18 protein-coding genes and 2 tRNA genes are annotated in these 14784 nt (G+C 61.0%); 8 read left to right on the forward strand and 12 right to left on the reverse strand.

The window, feature by feature from the left end; genetic code table 11:
• Positions 1-12 precede the first annotated feature (12 nt).
• Positions 13-909 carry a transcriptional activator NhaR gene (gene nhaR, locus ASF84_RS15880; RefSeq protein ID WP_056839781.1) on the reverse strand — a complete coding sequence of 299 codons (897 nt, stop codon included), beginning with the start codon at positions 907-909 and terminating at the stop codon, positions 13-15.
• 132 nt (positions 910-1041) lie between these two features.
• Here nhaR and ASF84_RS15885 point away from each other — a divergent pair, with 132 nt between their 5' ends.
• Together ASF84_RS15885 and ASF84_RS15890 are read left to right on the forward strand one after the other, a co-directional pair.
• Entirely contained in the window at positions 1042-1287 is a 246-nt protein-coding gene (locus tag ASF84_RS15885; protein ID WP_056840168.1) for a hypothetical protein, read from the forward strand.
• A 33-nt stretch (positions 1288-1320) separates the two neighbouring features.
• Positions 1321-2067 carry a TerC family protein gene (locus ASF84_RS15890; protein WP_056839782.1) on the forward strand — a complete coding sequence of 249 codons (747 nt, stop codon included), beginning with the start codon at positions 1321-1323 and terminating at the stop codon, positions 2065-2067.
• A gap of 105 nt (positions 2068-2172) precedes the next feature.
• On the opposite strand, the gene ASF84_RS15895 is transcribed toward ASF84_RS15890, so the two are convergent.
• Positions 2173-2355: a hypothetical protein gene (locus tag ASF84_RS15895; RefSeq protein WP_056839783.1), complete on the reverse strand. Its 183-nt coding sequence runs from the start codon at positions 2353-2355 to the stop codon at positions 2173-2175.
• Between the two features lie 219 nt (positions 2356-2574).
• On the opposite strand from ASF84_RS15895, the gene ASF84_RS15900 reads away from it, so the two are divergent.
• Positions 2575-3267: a hypothetical protein gene (locus tag ASF84_RS15900; RefSeq protein WP_056839784.1), complete on the forward strand. Its 693-nt coding sequence runs from the start codon at positions 2575-2577 to the stop codon at positions 3265-3267.
• A 152-nt stretch (positions 3268-3419) separates the two neighbouring features.
• Here the strand turns inward: ASF84_RS15900 and ASF84_RS15905 are convergent, their stop codons facing one another.
• The gene (locus ASF84_RS15905) at positions 3420-4703 is read right to left on the reverse strand and encodes an NAD(P)/FAD-dependent oxidoreductase (protein ID WP_056839785.1); all 1284 of its coding nucleotides are present in this window, start codon (positions 4701-4703) and stop codon (positions 3420-3422) included.
• A 133-nt stretch (positions 4704-4836) separates the two neighbouring features.
• Between ASF84_RS15905 and ASF84_RS15910 the strand changes: the two genes are divergently transcribed.
• Positions 4837-4913: transfer RNA gene (locus ASF84_RS15910), tRNA-Val, on the forward strand.
• An 86-nt stretch (positions 4914-4999) separates the two neighbouring features.
• Here ASF84_RS15910 and ASF84_RS15915 read toward each other — a convergent pair.
• Positions 5000-5869 (reverse strand): DHH family phosphoesterase, encoded by an 870-nt coding sequence (locus ASF84_RS15915; RefSeq protein ID WP_056839786.1) that lies wholly within the window; start codon positions 5867-5869, stop codon positions 5000-5002.
• Positions 5870-6094: 225 nt separating this feature from the next.
• Between ASF84_RS15915 and ASF84_RS15920 the strand changes: the two genes are divergently transcribed.
• On the forward strand, positions 6095-7594 hold the full coding sequence (locus tag ASF84_RS15920) for a GGDEF domain-containing protein (RefSeq protein WP_056839787.1): 1500 nt from the start codon (positions 6095-6097) through the stop codon (positions 7592-7594).
• Between the two features lie 49 nt (positions 7595-7643).
• On the opposite strand, the gene prfH is transcribed toward ASF84_RS15920, so the two are convergent.
• Together prfH and ASF84_RS15930 are read right to left on the reverse strand one after the other, a co-directional pair.
• A complete protein-coding gene (gene prfH / locus ASF84_RS15925; protein ID WP_056839788.1) occupies positions 7644-8258 on the reverse strand; it encodes a peptide chain release factor H in 615 nt (204 codons plus the stop codon).
• A complete protein-coding gene (locus ASF84_RS15930) occupies positions 8255-9382 on the reverse strand; it encodes an RNA ligase RtcB family protein (RefSeq protein WP_056839789.1) in 1128 nt (375 codons plus the stop codon). The genes prfH and ASF84_RS15930 overlap by 4 nt, the downstream gene beginning before the upstream one ends.
• Before the next feature lie 286 nt (positions 9383-9668).
• Between ASF84_RS15930 and ASF84_RS15935 the strand changes: the two genes are divergently transcribed.
• Positions 9669-9745: transfer RNA gene (locus ASF84_RS15935), tRNA-Val, on the forward strand.
• Between the two features lie 97 nt (positions 9746-9842).
• Here ASF84_RS15935 and ASF84_RS15940 read toward each other — a convergent pair.
• The 4 genes from ASF84_RS15940 to ASF84_RS15955 all read right to left on the reverse strand — a co-directional run bounded on the left by ASF84_RS15940 (position 9843) and on the right by ASF84_RS15955 (position 12891).
• On the reverse strand, positions 9843-10073 hold the full coding sequence (locus tag ASF84_RS15940; protein WP_056839790.1) for a zinc-ribbon domain-containing protein: 231 nt from the start codon (positions 10071-10073) through the stop codon (positions 9843-9845).
• 102 nt (positions 10074-10175) lie between these two features.
• Positions 10176-10538: an NUDIX hydrolase gene (locus ASF84_RS15945; RefSeq protein ID WP_056839791.1), complete on the reverse strand. Its 363-nt coding sequence runs from the start codon at positions 10536-10538 to the stop codon at positions 10176-10178.
• 306 nt (positions 10539-10844) lie between these two features.
• Positions 10845-11618 (reverse strand): enoyl-CoA hydratase, encoded by a 774-nt coding sequence (locus ASF84_RS15950; protein ID WP_056839792.1) that lies wholly within the window; start codon positions 11616-11618, stop codon positions 10845-10847.
• Between the two features lie 73 nt (positions 11619-11691).
• On the reverse strand, positions 11692-12891 hold the full coding sequence (locus ASF84_RS15955; protein WP_056839793.1) for an acetyl-CoA C-acyltransferase: 1200 nt from the start codon (positions 12889-12891) through the stop codon (positions 11692-11694).
• Between the two features lie 168 nt (positions 12892-13059).
• On the opposite strand from ASF84_RS15955, the gene ASF84_RS15960 reads away from it, so the two are divergent.
• A complete protein-coding gene (locus tag ASF84_RS15960; RefSeq protein WP_056839794.1) occupies positions 13060-13536 on the forward strand; it encodes an LEA type 2 family protein in 477 nt (158 codons plus the stop codon).
• A 9-nt stretch (positions 13537-13545) separates the two neighbouring features.
• Here ASF84_RS15960 and ASF84_RS15965 read toward each other — a convergent pair whose 3' ends face one another.
• On the reverse strand, positions 13546-13800 hold the full coding sequence (locus ASF84_RS15965) for a hypothetical protein (RefSeq protein WP_056839795.1): 255 nt from the start codon (positions 13798-13800) through the stop codon (positions 13546-13548).
• A gap of 139 nt (positions 13801-13939) precedes the next feature.
• Here ASF84_RS15965 and ASF84_RS15970 point away from each other — a divergent pair, with 139 nt between their 5' ends.
• On the forward strand, positions 13940-14257 hold the full coding sequence (locus ASF84_RS15970) for a DUF883 family protein (protein ID WP_056839796.1): 318 nt from the start codon (positions 13940-13942) through the stop codon (positions 14255-14257).
• A gap of 25 nt (positions 14258-14282) precedes the next feature.
• Here the strand turns inward: ASF84_RS15970 and ASF84_RS15975 are convergent, their stop codons facing one another.
• A complete protein-coding gene (locus ASF84_RS15975; protein ID WP_056839797.1) occupies positions 14283-14633 on the reverse strand; it encodes a hypothetical protein in 351 nt (116 codons plus the stop codon).
• Positions 14634-14784: the final 151 nt, after the last annotated feature.

Here is a 14784-nt window from a genome sequence, read left to right on the forward strand (position 1 = left end):
GCCATGGCCTGATCATTCGCTGAACAGCTTGTTGCGTGCCCCTTCGGTAATCGCCACGACGCCGGGGTGGCGCACCTTGCGCTCGACGGTGATGGCATAGAACGATTCGGTCACCGCATCGGTCTGACCGATCAGGCGCACGCCATACTGGGCCTGGACTTCGTCAGCGATCACGCTGGGGGCCACGAATACACCGCTGCCGGACTGGCCAAACGCTTTCATCAACGCACTGTCGTCGAATTCGCCAATGATGCGCGGCCGCAGCTTTTGCTCGGCGAACCAGCGCATCAGTCGCCCGCGTACCACAGTGTCCTGGCCCGGAATCAACAGCGGGGCATCGTTTAAGGCCTGGGGGAAATCGGGGTGCAGGCGTTGGGCGACTTCTTCGGTGGCAAAGAAGCTGATGCCGCATTCGCCCAGTTTCTGGCTGTAGCCGCGGATGTCCAGGTGCGGGGGCATGGGGCTGTCGGAGACGACCATGTCCAGACGCTGGATGGCGAGGTCGGCCAGCAGGCGCTCCAGCTTGTCTTCGCGGCAGGTGATGCGCACCGGCTCGCTCAGTTCCATGGTCGGCGCGATAAGCCGGTAGACGATGGACTTGGGCACCACGTCGGCCACACCGATGCGAAACAGGATCTGCTGCTCGTCAGGCCGCGAGCGCAGCACGGTTTCCAGTTCGTTGCCCAGCTGGAACATCTGCTCGGCGTAGGGCAGGGCCAGGCGTCCCGCCTCGGTCAGCTCCAGTTGGCGACCCACGCGCTGAAACAGGTCGACGCCCAGGGTCTGTTCCAGCAGGCTGATCTGCCCGCTGATGGTCTGCGCCGTAAGGCTTAATTGCTCGCAAGCGCGTACGATGCTGCCAGTCCGGGCTACCACCCAGAAATAATGTAATTGACGGTAATTGAGCATGGACTTGTAACACTTCGTAAAAACCGAAGTATACACCTTAAAAATGCGAATTTTCCTGATGTTACAAGGTCTCTAGAATGCTTCCTCATCGCCATGCCGCTCACGCGGTCGGCCCTGATGAACGAGGAAGCCATGAAGCACCCCATCTATGCTGCATTATTGTTGACATGTTCTGTGGTTGTAATGAGTGGCTGCGACCAGGTTGAAACAACCGGCAAGCAGATGCTCGACACGGCGGCCAGTTCCGCCAAGCAGGCGATCGACGACACTCACAAGGCGGCCACCGAGGCGCTGGAAGAGGCTCGGCAAGAGCTGTCGGTCGCAGAGCCTGCGGCAAAGCCAAAAGAATCCGGCACTCAGGCCGGGCAGGAAATCTGACGTTATTAACCTTGGCTTATTCGGGACATACATATGGAATACCTGTTGGAACTTGCGGCAAGTCCGGCGGCCTGGGTGGCGCTGGCAACACTGGTGGTGATGGAGGTCGTGCTGGGCATCGACAACCTGATCTTTATCTCGATCCTGACCAACAAGCTGCCTGAGCATCAACGTCCCAAGGCCCGTCGACTGGGTATCGGCATGGCGCTGATCATGCGCCTGGGCCTGCTCAGCACCGTGGCCTGGATCGTGCAGTTGACGGAACCTGTCATTGAACTGTTGGGGCAGACGTTCTCCTGGAAGGACATGATCCTGATCGCCGGTGGCCTGTTCCTGGTCTGGAAAGCGACCACGGAAATCCACCACAGCATGGATGAGGCGCACGACAAGGAAGACACGGTCGGCTCCAAGGTGACCCTGAGCATGGGCGCGGCGATTGCACAGATCCTGATGCTCGACCTGGTGTTCTCCATCGACAGCATCATCACCGCCGTGGGCATGACCGAGCACTTGCCGATCATGATCATTGCGGTCGTGGCTGCGGTCGTGGTGATGCTGGTAGCGGCTGACCCGCTGGCCAAGTTCATCAATGACAATCCAAGTGTCGTGATGCTGGCGCTGGGTTTCCTGATCATGATCGGCATGACGCTGATCGCCGAAGGCTTTGGTGCCCATGTGCCTAAAGGCTATGTGTACGCGGCGATGGCTTTCTCGGCCCTGATCGAGGTGCTGAACATGCTGGCGCGTCGTTCCAAGCGCAAGAAATCCGCAGCGGCCTGATCAGGGTTGCAGCAACGGCCGGGCTGACACACGCCAAGGCTTGAAGCAAAAAAACGGTCGGTCCTGTCATGGGGCCGGCCGTTTTGCATGAGGGCGTATAAAGATTCAGTGTGCGGTGGCCGGTCGGGTCTTGCAGGGCCTGGCCGGTTTTTGCGGTCGGGCGGCAGGCGCGGTCTGGGTGGGATGAGGGTGATGACGACGAGCAATGCGCATCACACCCCACAACATGGCGCAGGCAACGGCCAGCCAGGCAGCGATCAGCATCACAATGGTCATTTCCAGGTTCATGAGTACACCTCCACAGCTGCAATCTGTTGCAGTCTTAGTAACCGACAGTCTAGACCGGGGGGTGTTTCGCCGGCTTGACAAGTGGTCACGCGCTTCGACCGTTTTGGTCTATGCAGGCCAAGTGACAGACCCTTGGGCTATACCGGCGGCTTGCACCGCTCTATGATCGGCATTCCCGCCAGGTCAGAGGTCGCCTGGCGTTCGATCAAGTGAGGGAACATGTTGCCGGTATCATTTGCGTCCAGAGCCGTCACGGTTGTGCTGGCGGTTGCCATGCTGGCGGTCATGGGCGGTTGTTCGTCGTCGCGTACGCTGCACGCGCTGCCACCTGACCCGCAGGGGCTGCCCGACCGGGTCGAACTCACCTCGATGCCGTTCTTTCGTGGCAATGCCTTCCAGAGCGGCCCCGGTGCCCTGGCCACGATGCTGGCGCACCAGAACATGGGCACCACGCCGGGGTTGCTGGAAAAAAACCTGCAATTGCCCGGTGCCGAAGCGCAGCTTGAACAGAACCTGCAGCGCGTGGCGCGTGAATACGGCTTTGTGGTCTACCCGCTGAGTGATCAGGTGCGCGACCTGAAGGCGCAGGTAGCCGCCGGTTATCCGGTGCTGCTGCGTTTTACTGAAGGGTCGGCGTTCTGGAAAGAGCCGCGCTATGCGGTATTGGTCGGTTATGACCGTTACCGCGACGGGATGTTGCTGCAGGCCGGCATGAACCGCCGGCTGTTGATGAAGTTTGACAGTTTCGCTTCGGCCTGGGAGAGCGCCGGCCATTGGGCGGTGCTGGTCCAGGGGCCTCGCCAGTTGCCCGCCAACGTTGATCGCCAGCGCTGGCTGCAGGCGGCCGAGGCACTGGCCAGGGCCGGTCAGGAGCAGGCGGCCGGTGAAGCGGTCAGGACCATCGGCCGTTAGGCTCTGTACGAAAAGTCGGTGAGCGAAGGTCAGGTAAGGCAAAAAGCGGCGAGCAAGCGCAGTTGACATGTGTCAATGAGCATTGCGAGTCGCTTTTTAACGCCGCATGGCCGAGCGCAGCCACTTTACGTACAGAGCCTAGGGTCTGGTGTTCAGAACCCCAGCCTATCCCGCAGGCTGTAATACCAGGCACCCAGCGCAGTAAAGGGCGTGCGCAACAGTTGTCCGCCCGGGAACGGATAATGCGGCAGGTTGGCAAAGGCGTCGAAGCGTTCGGCCTGGCCGCGCAGTGCTTCGGCCAGCACCTTGCCGGCCAGGTGCGTATAGGTCACACCATGCCCGCTGCATCCCTGGGAATAATAGATGTTGTCGCCCAGGCGGCCGACCTGGGGCAGGCGCGACAGGGTCAGCAGGAAGTTGCCGGTCCAGGCGTAATCGATCTTCACGTCCTTGAGTTGCGGGAAGACCTTGAGCATTTTCGGCCGGATGATCGCCTCGATATTGGCAGGATCGCGCGCGCCATACACCACGCCACCGCCGAAGATCAGGCGCTTGTCGGCAGTCAGGCGGTAATAGTCCAGCAGGTAGTTGCAGTCTTCGACGCAGTAATCCTGGGGCAGCAGCGTGCGGGCCAGTTCATCGCCCAGCGGCGCCGTGGCAATCACCTGGGTGCCGCACGGCATGGACTTGGCCGCCAGCTCCGGCACCAGATTGCCCAGGTAGGCATTGCCCGCCACGATCACGAAGCGTGCCCGTACCCGGCCTTGCGCCGTATGCACCACCGGCGTGGCACCGCGGTCGATGCGAATGGCCGGCGACTGCTCATGGATGACGCCGCCCAGCGACTCCACTGCAGCGGCCTCGCCCAAGGCCAGGTTCAACGGATGGATATGCCCGCCGCTCATGTCCAGCATGCCGCCCACATACGGGTCGCACTGCACCACCTCGCGCATGCGCGCGGTGTCCAGCAGTTGCAACTGAGTATGGCCGTAACGCTCCCACAGGCGTTTTTGCGCTTCCAGGTGGCCCATCTGCCGGGCGTTCAAGGCTGCGAACACACCGCCGTCTTTCAGGTCGCACTGGATGGCGTAGCGCGAAATGCGCTCGCGAATGATGCGCGCGCCTTCGAAAGCCATGTGCCCGAGCAACTGCGCCTGATCCGCACCCACGCTGCGTTCGATCACATCGATGTCGCGGCTGTAGCTGTTGACGATCTGCCCGCCATTGCGCCCCGAGGCGCCAAAACCGACTTTCGCCGCTTCCAGCACCGTCACCTTGAACCCGTGCTCAAGCAGAAACAACGCGCTGGAAAGCCCGGTATAGCCGGCACCGATGATGCACACATCGGTGTCGATATCGCCTTGCAGGGCAGGGCGCTCAGGCACCGGGTTGGCTGAGGCTGCGTAATACGACTGGGGGTAGGCCATGCTCGCCATGCGGATGCTCCGTTTAAAATTCTTGACGAATAGTGGCGATCCTACCCGAGATCCTCAAGGATGCAAAACGCAGAACCTGCAAAAACTTTTCGAATTCAGTGGCTTGAAATTCCGTAGAATGCCGCCTCACAGCAGGCACGTAGCTCAGTTGGTTAGAGCACCACCTTGACATGGTGGGGGTCGTTGGTTCGAGTCCAATCGTGCCTACCAGACAAAACCCGCGCAGTGCGCGGGCTGGGAAGGGAGATCAGAAATGATCTCCCTTTTTTATTGCCGGTTATTGTAAATCTCCCACCTCAGATGCCGTTCAGGTACAGCGTCAGCTCATGCCCATACGGCACACTGAAGCCCGCCGCATTGCGATGCCCGCCGCCGCCGAACCGTTCGGCGATGGCGGCCACGTCCTCGCCTGCATCAGTGCTGCGCAAAGAGAATGAGCGGCCTTTGGGTGTGTCCCAGTAGACGGCAGCAAAAGGCTCACCGGTGCACATCAGGTGTCCGGCATCGCTGGCATGCGTAAATGGCAGGTTGGCGGCCGGTACGTCGAATCCCTCTATCACCATCCGGCGCCGGGTGGCGCGCAATAGGCCCGCCAGTTCTTTCTGCCGGCTGCGCTCGATCGCCACGCCTTCTCTATGCAACGCGCTGACCGGCGTCGTCATGAGTTCATCCCAGCGCTCGAAATCGTGCGGATGGCTGAACAGTGCTGCCGTGATTTCCCGCGTGCCTTCGAGCGTGAAGCGCCATAGGTCGCGATCTTCGATATGGTTGATAAGGTCCGGGCGCGGCGTGCCTTTGAAATAGTAATCCCAGGTCAGGCCGGCGCCTGAGCGGTTCATGTCGAATACCGCGTGCAGTCCTGTCAAGGGTACTTGCTGCCAGTGCTCAGGGGCTGGCGCGACATTGGCCAGTTCGGCTTGGGCAGTCTTGTGATGATCAATGACCAGAACCGACAACGCTGTACTGGCCATCGTGGTCAGGACGTCGAAGGAATAGGCAAAGTCCACGATCACGACATGTTTTCCAGAAGCGTCGGGAGCCGGTTCGCCATGACTGGCGGCGTAGCACTCGACATCGGAGCCAAGCCTGCGGCACACCACCCAGGCGGCACCGAAACCGTCGGCGCAATGGGCGTGGTAGATGCACAGTGTTGAGGGTGTGGTCATGGGGCTCCTGCTGCGGGTGGGGTGCGCCACCCTTTGTCGGGGAGTAATAAGACACTTCATCCAATACCCTTCCCAAGTCATTGATTTTACCGTTGTGGCATACGGCTATTATCTGCGCCAGTGCTACCATGCGCCCTGACGGGCCAGGGTTGGCTCACAGTACCAAGGCCTCCTTTCAGGGGCGGTCGCGGCAGATTGGACTGGAAAGGGCTGTCAGGTGTTCAAGTGAAACGTGATCTTCAGCTCGTCATTGTGCTTTTATTGATCGTATGTTGTTCATTGGTCTTGATCACGTTCTGGAAGGTCATGGCTGCGCGGGAGAGGGCCTTGAGCAATGTCAGTGTCAATGGCGCCAATCTGACGCAGGCGCTGGTGACCTATTCGGAAGGAATCATGCGCCAGAGCTCGACGCTGCTTAACGGTATGGTCGAGCGGCTCGAGACCGACGGTTTCGGCCCGGCGCAGTCTGGCCGGCTGCAAAGTCTGTTGCAGATTCAGCACCGTGCCATGCCGCAACTGAGCGGCCTCACCATCTATGACAAGGAAGGCAACTGGCTGCTCTCATCCAGCAGCCCCGGCGTGCTCAGGTTCAACAGCAGCGACCGTGTCTATTTTTCTCATCATCGCGCTGACCCGTCCCGGGACATCTTCATCGGTCCGCCCATACAGCATCGCTCGAACAAGGAGTGGGTGATCACCATCAGTCGCCGGGTCGATGACGAGCGCGGTGACTTCGCCGGTGTCGTAGCGGCAACCCTGGGAATCAGAAACTTCCTTGAGCTGTACGGCAAGATCGATGTGGGTGATGACGGCGCGATTTCCCTGACGCTTGCCAACGGCCAGTTGTTGGTGCGCTACCCCTTTCGTGAGCAGGACATGGGCAAGGACTTTTCTCAATCGGCAGACTTCAGGAAGTATTTCCTGGGTCGGGATTCGGGGAAGGCGTCATTTACTTCGTCGCTGGACGGCGTCGAGCGCTTGTACACCTTTCGCAAGAGTGAAAACTTTTCATTGATCACTACCGTGGCGCTTGGCAAAAAGGAGGCTTTGCGCAACTGGCGGTTCGAAGCCCTGTTGTCGCTGACGGTCCTGGCTGTCCTGATCCTGTTCACGCTTGGCACCGGTTGGGTGCTGTTCAGGCTCATCAAGCGCAGGATCGAGACCCAGTCCCAGTTGCTGATGGCGCGCCAGCAATTGCTTGATGCCAATGAAAAGCTCGCGCAACTGGCCGCGCAGGATCAACTGACGGGCCTGGCCAACCGGCGCTGTTTCGATGAGACGCTGGCGTTGGAGGCCAGGCGCGCCCAGCGGGCGGGCACCTCTTTATGCCTGATCCTGATGGATATCGACCTGTTCAAGCTGTTCAATGACACCTATGGTCATGTTGCAGGCGATGAGTGCCTGCAGGCAGTCAGTCTTGCTGTCGCGAGGTGTGTGCGCCGCCCTTCGGACCTGGTGGCCCGCTACGGCGGGGAAGAGTTGGCGGTCATCCTGCCGGACACTGACCTTGAGGGGGCACGCCAGTTGGCTGCCGCGATGCAGCAGGCGTTGGCCGAGGCCGGTATCGCCCATGCCGCCAGCCCGTGTGGCCGTGTGACCATGAGCATCGGTATTGCCTGCATGTCAGGGGATGAGGCAGTGCTGTGTGCGCCTTCGATTGTCGAGGTGGCGGACTGTGCCCTGTACAGGGCCAAGGCGGGCGGGCGAAATCGGATCGAGAGCTGAGATAGTTGAATAAGTGTGCAGGCCACCAAAGGGCGGCGGCCTGCGTGTTTCATGCGGGTATGAAGTCCTCACCGACAAAGCGCCTGCCTGCATTGCCGCGTTCGACACGCTGATGAGACAGATGCCGTGACGTTTTAAGCTCGGCTTGCCGGGCATTGTGCAAGGTTTGCAGTCGCTGGCCGATCAGCATGACGGCCAGGCGCTTGTTGGCGTGCTGGCTACGCTCGCTTTGTACCTTGACCGTGATGCCGCTGGCCACATGGGTGGCGCGTACGGCAGAGTCGGTGGTATTGACGTGCTGGCCACCAGGTCCGCCGGAGCGGGTGGTTTCAAAACGAATCGCCGTGCTCAGGTCTGTCTGCGGCGCAGAAAAGTGCTCGGCTCCGAAGTACCAGTTCTTGCGCCGATGACCTGGGCGATATGGGCTGGCGCATACCCAGCACAGGTTGCCGTGCCATTGACTGGCCAAGGCCTGCGCCTGCTCGCCCTCCAGGCACAGCAGCACCGAGCGCAGCGTGCCGCCGTGCTGGCCGGCCTGTTGCTCGACCACACTCAGTGATACCGCGCAGGCCCGGGCCTCATGTTCCAGGCGTTGCAGGGCCTTGGCCACGGCGCGCTCGCATTCGGCCGGTCCTTGTGCCGAAGACAATTGCAGCAGAATCATTCGCAGCACCCCCGGCGTTTGTAGGTCAGTACCGGTTTCAGGCGCGCCAGCAGGGTGACCAGTCCGGCGTCGACCAGGCTGCCGACCACCGAATCGATGTTTTTATAGGCCTGGGGGGCTTCTTCATACATCAGCGCCTTGTCTTCACAAATCACCCGGCTGCCCAGCGCAGTGCGCTTGAGCTGATCCAGGCTGTAGCGTTGTGCCAGGCGATCCTTGCAGTCGGTGCGCTGCCATTTGCGCCCGGCCCCGTGGGCCAGGGAGTTGAGTGACAGTGGCGAAGGGTGGGCGGCGACCAGGTAGCTGTAGTCGCCGCGCGAACCCGGTATCACCACCGGCCCCTGATCGGCGGGTGTAGCCCCTTTGCGGTGCAGCCAGCCGGCAACGCCCTCGACGGTGTCCGGCAGCACCATGTTGTGGTTGATGTCCAGCAGCCGTCGGCCCTCGCTGCGCAGGTTAAGCAGGATGCGCTCGGCGATCAGTTGCCGGTTGCGCTCGGCAAAGCGCAGCGCCTGATCATGCTGTTGCAGGTAGTCCTGGCCGTCGTGACTGCCCGCGGCAATGCCGGCATGGCCAAAGCGCTCGATATGCTGGCGCAGGATACGTTCGCCCAACCCGCGCGAGCCGCTGTGCACCAGCAGCAGCAAGGCCTTGCGCTCCAGCCCCAGTGCTTGCACGGCAGCGGTGTCGTAGAGGGTATCCAGTTGCTGCAGTTCGGCGAAATGGTTGCCACCGCCGATGGTGCCGGCGCTATGGCGTTCGGTGGTGTCCAGGCCTTCAAGCGCTTCGGTCCAGTTGTCATCAAGCGGCTGATCGATATTGCCGATGCGCTTTTCCAGCTTGTCCAGGTCCAGCTTCGCCAGTGCGATGCCGGTCTGCCACAGTGCCATGCCGCAGCCAATGTCATTGCCGACCAGTGCCGGGTACAGCAGGTCTGTCGAAAAGAAGGCGGCGCCTACCGGATAACCCCGGCCCGGGTGCAGGTCCGGCATGCCGGCGACCTGGTGCATGCCTGGCAGGCGTGCGGTGGTCTGAAGTTGCTGGATCGCTTTTCCTTCGATCCAGGTGTCGTCCGAGGCGATGAGAGAGACGCCCGGCGACAAATTGCGGATGCAATTGCCCATGTCCAATTCCTGATTGGAAAAATAAAAAGTCAGGTGGGCAGGCCGCAGCCGGGCAAAGCATGTCGCTGGGAAAGCGAAGGGAGCGTTACGCCTGGCTCGTCCTGCAAAGGGTGATGATGTATTTCATGGTCAATCTCCTGTTTGCTGGTGAGTGGGAAGAGGCGCGCAGAGTACTGATCGTTGCGTGCAGATGCAAGGGCGGCCAGTGGTCTGTCATGGCTTCAAAAGGCTCATAAACGTGGCAGGGCAATAAAAATTGAAATTCCGTAGAATGCCGCCTCACAGCAGGCACGTAGCTCAGTTGGTTAGAGCACCACCTTGACATGGTGGGGGTCGTTGGTTCGAGTCCAATCGCGCCTACCAAACAAATCCGCTCTGCTGGGCGGTAAGAAAAAGGCGACCCGAAAGGGTCGCCTTTTTTTGTGGCCGGTTTTTTCCAGGGCCTGTCTGATGCGCGGGTCTATCTGAAGATCAGAACGGCGGCCGCTGCAATCACGAACACTACGCCAAATACCATCCGGGCGATCCAGGGCGCGGTCAGCCAGACGCCGGTGGCGCCGGCGATCTGACCGATATTTTTCTCGCTGAGCAGGCGATTGCCGGCTGGATTTATCGGGTGGCCGCAGTGCGGGCAGGCGTAGGCCTTGTCAGAAACACGGGCGGCGCATTCGGGGCAGTCGATCAGGCTCATGAGGGTGTCCATCGTGGCTTCGGGAAGGCGTTCTGATTCACCCAGAGAGACCTCGAAAAGGCCCGAATGTTCGCCCAGGGTGTGAGCCGGTTGGCAGTTTGCTCAGGCCTGGCGGGCAAAGGCCTTGAGGATCGATTTGGTCGTGTCGCTGGCCTTCAGTTCGCTCCACTGTTCGTCCGCCAGCCATTTACAGGCGCTGATTTCGTTCCTGGGCCTGGGCTTGTCATGTTTGGGCACGTCAGTCACGAACACGTAATGACGCACCTGTTCACCGGTGAACTCATTCAGGTACAGCAGTCGCAAATCACGCAGTCCGGTCTCTTCGCGCAGTTCGCGCGTGGCTGCCTGTCGCGGGGTCTCGCCGGCTTCGATCTTGCCACCAGGCAGGTTCCAGCGCGATTTGGCCTTGCGTACACCCAGGATCTGGTTGTCGCGTTTACAGATGACAGTGGCTCGGTCTTTCATAAGGCTATAGGTGTCCTGAGAGAGGGGCACGTACGCGCCTGGCAAGCTTTGTCCCCTGCTGAAGCCAAAGGTTCAGAGCAGGCTTTTCGATACGCGTATAAAAAGCCCGGCAGACACCGGGCTTTTGAGGGCGTGACGCTGCATGGTTCAGGCGTTGCTGGTGTCGTAGGCCCTGTACGTAAGTGGCTGCGCTCGGCCATGCTGCGTTAAAAATCGACTCGCAATGCTCATTGACACGTGTCAACTGCGCTTGCTCGCCGCTTTTTGCCTTGCCTGACCTTCGCTCACCGACTTTTCGTGCAGAGCCTAACGCCCCTTGAACAGTGGCGGCCGCTTGTCAATAAACGCCGCCATGCCTTCTTTCTGATCATGGCTGGCGAATACGGCATGAAAGATCCGGCGCTCGAAGCGGATGCCTTCGGCCAGGCTGACTTCGAAGGCACGGTTGACGCTTTCCTTGACCATCATCGCCACCGGCAGGGATTTTTCGGCAATCGTCGCTGCCGCTTTCATGGCCTCATCAAGCAACTGCTCCGGCGCCAGCACGCGGGCCACCAACCCGGCCCGCTCGGCTTCATGGGCATCCATCAGACGCCCCGTCAGGCACAGGTCCATAGCCTTGGCCTTGCCGATCGCACGGGTCAGCCGCTGGGTGCCGCCCATGCCGGGCAACACGCCAAGGTTGATTTCCGGCTGGCCGAAACGGGCGTTGTCTGCCGCCAGAATGAAATCGCACATCAGCGCCAGCTCGCAACCGCCGCCCAGGGCAAAGCCGGCCACGGCCGCAATCATCGGCTTGCGCCTGGCGGCGACCTTGTCGCTTTCGATAAACAGGTCGTCGAGGTAGATCTGCGGGTAGCTGAGTTCAGCCATTTCCTTGATATCGGCACCGGCGGCAAAGGCCTTGTCGGAGCCGGTCAGCACGATACAGCCGATCGTCGGGTCGGCCTCGAAACCGTTGAGCGCGTCGTTGAGTTCATCGATCAGGCGGGCATTCAAGGCGTTCAGCGCCTTGGGACGGTGCAGTGTGATCAGCGCAACCTTTTCTCTGACCTCTGTCAGGATTTCACTATAAACCATTGATTTTTATCCTTATAAGTCCAAACAACCAACCTGAACATGATCCTGAGAACCGATTGAGGCCTTCAAGAAATCAATCAATCAGCTCGACAGCCATGGCCGTCGCCTCCCCTCCGCCAATACAGATGGCCGCCACGCCGCGCTTGAGTTGTCGACGCCTCAGGGCCGACAACAAGGTCACCAGGATCCGCGCCCCTGACGCGCCTACCGGATGCCCCAAGGCACAGGCGCCACCATGGACATTGACCTTGTCATGCGACAAGCCCAGTTGACTCATGGCCACCAGCGTCACGACGGCAAAGGCTTCATTGATCTCGAACAGGTCGACATCGGCTGCCTGCCAGCCGGTCTTGTCCCAGAGCGCACGGATGGCACCGATGGGCGCCGTGGTAAACAGCCCGGGGCGATTGGCGTAGGCGGCGTGTCCATGAATCACCGCCAGCGGCTTGAGTCCCCGCTGCTCGGCCTGCGAGCGGCGCATCAGCAGCAAGGCCGCGGCACCATCGGAAATCGAGCTGGCATTGGCGGCGGTCACCGTGCCGCCTTCGCGAAAGGCCGGCTTGAGCACGGGAATCCTGTCCGGGCGCGCCTTGGGCGGCTGTTCGTCATGCACGATGGTCTTTTGCTGCTTGCCAACGGTGACCTCCACCGGGACGATCTCAGCGTCGAAATAGCCTTGGGCAATGGCCTCCTGTGCGCGGCTCAACGAAGCCAGGGCAAAGGCGTCCTGGTCCTCGCGACTGAAACCGCCGGCCTGGGCACATTCTTCGGCATAGGTGCCCATCAACCGGCCGGGTTCGAAGGCATCTTCCAGGCCGTCATAGAACATATGGTCCAGTACCCGGCCGTGGCCCATGCGATAGCCTTCACGCGCCCGGTCCAGCAGGTAGGGCGCGTTGGACATGCTCTCCATGCCACCGGCCACCACCACCCGGGCACTGCCGGCCAGCAGCAGGTCATGGGCCTGGATCACGGTCTGCATGCCTGACCCGCACATCTTGTTGACGGTGGTGCAGCGGGTGCCGACATCCAGCCCCGCCCCCAGCGCCGCCTGACGCGCCGGTGCCTGGCCCAGGCCTGCCGGCAACACACAACCGAACAGCACTTCTTCGACCGCAAGCGGCTCGATACCGGCGCGCTCGACCGTCGCGCGAATGGCCGCACTGCCCAGTCGAGTGGCGCTCAAGCTTTGCAAGTCCCCCTGGAAACCACCCATGGGCGTGCGCGCCGCACTGACGATAACGACAGGGTCGTGAAGGGTTTCGCTGGACATGACGACTTCTCCCAAAAGATGCCTCAAAGCAAGGCCGGCCTTTGCCCTCAGGCCATGATGATCGCCCTGAGCTTAGCCCACCTGGCGCCATCTGGCGGCCTGTGGCCGATGCGACGAATGTCTGCGCCTGATCAGTGTCTATGGGGTGTACCGAATCCGGAGCCCGCCATGTTGCGCCCTGCCGCCCGCCTGCTGTTGATCATCCTGCCCCTGCTGCTGGGTGCCTGTGCCCTGCTGCCGGACCGCGACCCGCTGTTGATCGATGTCGTGGGCATCGAGCCTTTGCCGGGCCAGGAACTGGAAGTGCGCATGGCGGTGAAGCTGCGGGTGCAGAACCCCAACGATACGCCCCTCGACTATGACGGCGTGGCCTTGCGCGTGGACGTCAATGATCGACTGCTGGCCTCCGGGGTCAGCAATATGAGCGGGCGTATTGAAAGGTTCGATGAAGTGCTGCTGGTGGTGCCGGTGAGCATCTCGGCGTTTTCGGCCCTGCGCCAGGCGCTGGGGCTGGCGCACGGCCAGGCACTCGATGGCCTGCCCTACACCGTGCGTGGCAAGCTGTCTGGTGGCGTGTTCGGCACCCGGCGCTTCGAGGACAGCGGCACGTTTGATCTGCGCGATGCCGCTGGCAACCGCTGGTAGCGCACCGCTTCAGCGAGCGGCGGCGACCAGGCGGTTCAATTCACTGCGCACCATGTTGGCAAATTCCGGCGGACTGAGGTTGTCCAGCTCGGCGCGAGCCCATTCGGACCATTTTCCCTTGCGTTTGGAGCGTTCGCCGATCAGGCGCGCCGCTTCGCTCTTGGCCTTGCCCAGATTGCTCTGCCACAGTTCGAACAGTCGGGACTTTTCGTCTTCCAGTTCGGCACGTTCGGCCAGGGGACGGTTGGCGAGATTGAAACTCATGACGGTGACCTCTTGTAAAACTGGCGGCAATCTTACACCCATGGCCGGCGGTGACGCTCGACAGCGAGGGAAAAGCTTGCAACTTTTCCGACGGCAGCACACTCCATTGCTCATTGCCATCAACTGAAAGGAAAACATCATGGCCCGCAGAAAGACCGAACAGCACATCACTGACCAGATCAAGGATCAGACCTTCAGCGAACTGCAGGCGCTGATCGAAGAATCCGACAAACTGCTCAAGGACAGCGCCTCGCTGGTAGGCGAAGAAGCGGAAAACCTGCGTGAACAATTGAGCCTCAAGCTCAAGCAGGCCGCCGACTCGATCATCAATGTGCGCGAGCGCACCCGTCCGGTGGTCGAAGCCACCGAGACCTACATTGGTGGCCATCCGTGGCAGACCGTGGCCATCTCGGCCGGCTTTGGCCTGGTGGTAGGACTGCTGCTGGGTCGTCGTTGATCGATAACGCCGCGTAACCGTGCACTTACAGTGCGCGGTTAACCACGCCAGGTTCGGCAAAGCGATGTGACTTGGCGACCTTGGCCTGCAACGCCGTCAATTGCGTACTTGCCTGCTCTTCGGACTCGTAGGGCCCCAGCAGGATCTGTTGCTTGCCATCAATGTTCACGATCACCGGCGCATAGTGGCGCTCAAGCAGCCAGGCACTGGTGTCACTGACCGCTTCACGCGTGTTCATCTGGATGTACCACTTCGGCTGCTTGACTTCAGCGGCCTGAACCGGCGCACCGGCGGCCTCGCGAGCCGATGGCTGGGGCTTGCCTGCGTCGCATCCGGCCAGTGCCAGCACTGCCATCATCATTACCCTCTTGCGCACGTCGAACTGCTCCTGCCTGAATGAAGAGGCCGCGAGTCTAGCACTCCCGGCCCGCGATTCGACGGGTGCGTAAAGGTGTCGCAGGTCCCTGCAGTGACCCGCTCAGGCCCGGTCATGGCTGACTTTGCAGGGTGCACGGTCCATTCCCCGC

It is taken from the genome of Pseudomonas sp. Leaf127 (genome assembly GCF_001423155.1).
GTDB lineage: Bacteria > Pseudomonadota > Gammaproteobacteria > Pseudomonadales > Pseudomonadaceae > Aquipseudomonas > Aquipseudomonas ovata.

What these genes read in the sequence shown, in the direction of transcription:
- ASF84_RS15960 (WP_056839794.1), top strand. Translation starts at nt 13,060, where the DNA reads ATGTTGCGCCCTGCCGCCCGCCTGCTGTTGATCATCCTGCCCCTGCTG.
- ASF84_RS15890 (WP_056839782.1), top strand. Translation starts at nt 1,321, where the DNA reads ATGGAATACCTGTTGGAACTTGCGGCAAGTCCGGCGGCCTGGGTGGCG.
- ASF84_RS15900 (WP_056839784.1), top strand. Translation starts at nt 2,575, where the DNA reads ATGTTGCCGGTATCATTTGCGTCCAGAGCCGTCACGGTTGTGCTGGCG.
- ASF84_RS15895 (WP_056839783.1), bottom strand. Translation starts at nt 2,355, where the DNA reads ATGAACCTGGAAATGACCATTGTGATGCTGATCGCTGCCTGGCTGGCC.
- ASF84_RS15945 (WP_056839791.1), bottom strand. Translation starts at nt 10,538, where the DNA reads ATGAAAGACCGAGCCACTGTCATCTGTAAACGCGACAACCAGATCCTG.
- ASF84_RS15965 (WP_056839795.1), bottom strand. Translation starts at nt 13,800, where the DNA reads ATGAGTTTCAATCTCGCCAACCGTCCCCTGGCCGAACGTGCCGAACTG.
- ASF84_RS15970 (WP_056839796.1), top strand. Translation starts at nt 13,940, where the DNA reads ATGGCCCGCAGAAAGACCGAACAGCACATCACTGACCAGATCAAGGAT.
- prfH (WP_056839788.1), bottom strand. Translation starts at nt 8,258, where the DNA reads ATGATTCTGCTGCAATTGTCTTCGGCACAAGGACCGGCCGAATGCGAG.
- ASF84_RS15940 (WP_056839790.1), bottom strand. Translation starts at nt 10,073, where the DNA reads ATGAGCCTGATCGACTGCCCCGAATGCGCCGCCCGTGTTTCTGACAAG.
- ASF84_RS15905 (WP_056839785.1), bottom strand. Translation starts at nt 4,703, where the DNA reads ATGGCGAGCATGGCCTACCCCCAGTCGTATTACGCAGCCTCAGCCAAC.
- ASF84_RS15950 (WP_056839792.1), bottom strand. Translation starts at nt 11,618, where the DNA reads ATGGTTTATAGTGAAATCCTGACAGAGGTCAGAGAAAAGGTTGCGCTG.
- ASF84_RS15930 (WP_056839789.1), bottom strand. Translation starts at nt 9,382, where the DNA reads ATGGGCAATTGCATCCGCAATTTGTCGCCGGGCGTCTCTCTCATCGCC.
- ASF84_RS15955 (WP_056839793.1), bottom strand. Translation starts at nt 12,891, where the DNA reads ATGTCCAGCGAAACCCTTCACGACCCTGTCGTTATCGTCAGTGCGGCG.
- ASF84_RS15885 (WP_056840168.1), top strand. Translation starts at nt 1,042, where the DNA reads ATGAAGCACCCCATCTATGCTGCATTATTGTTGACATGTTCTGTGGTT.
- ASF84_RS15915 (WP_056839786.1), bottom strand. Translation starts at nt 5,869, where the DNA reads ATGACCACACCCTCAACACTGTGCATCTACCACGCCCATTGCGCCGAC.
- nhaR (WP_056839781.1), bottom strand. Translation starts at nt 909, where the DNA reads ATGCTCAATTACCGTCAATTACATTATTTCTGGGTGGTAGCCCGGACT.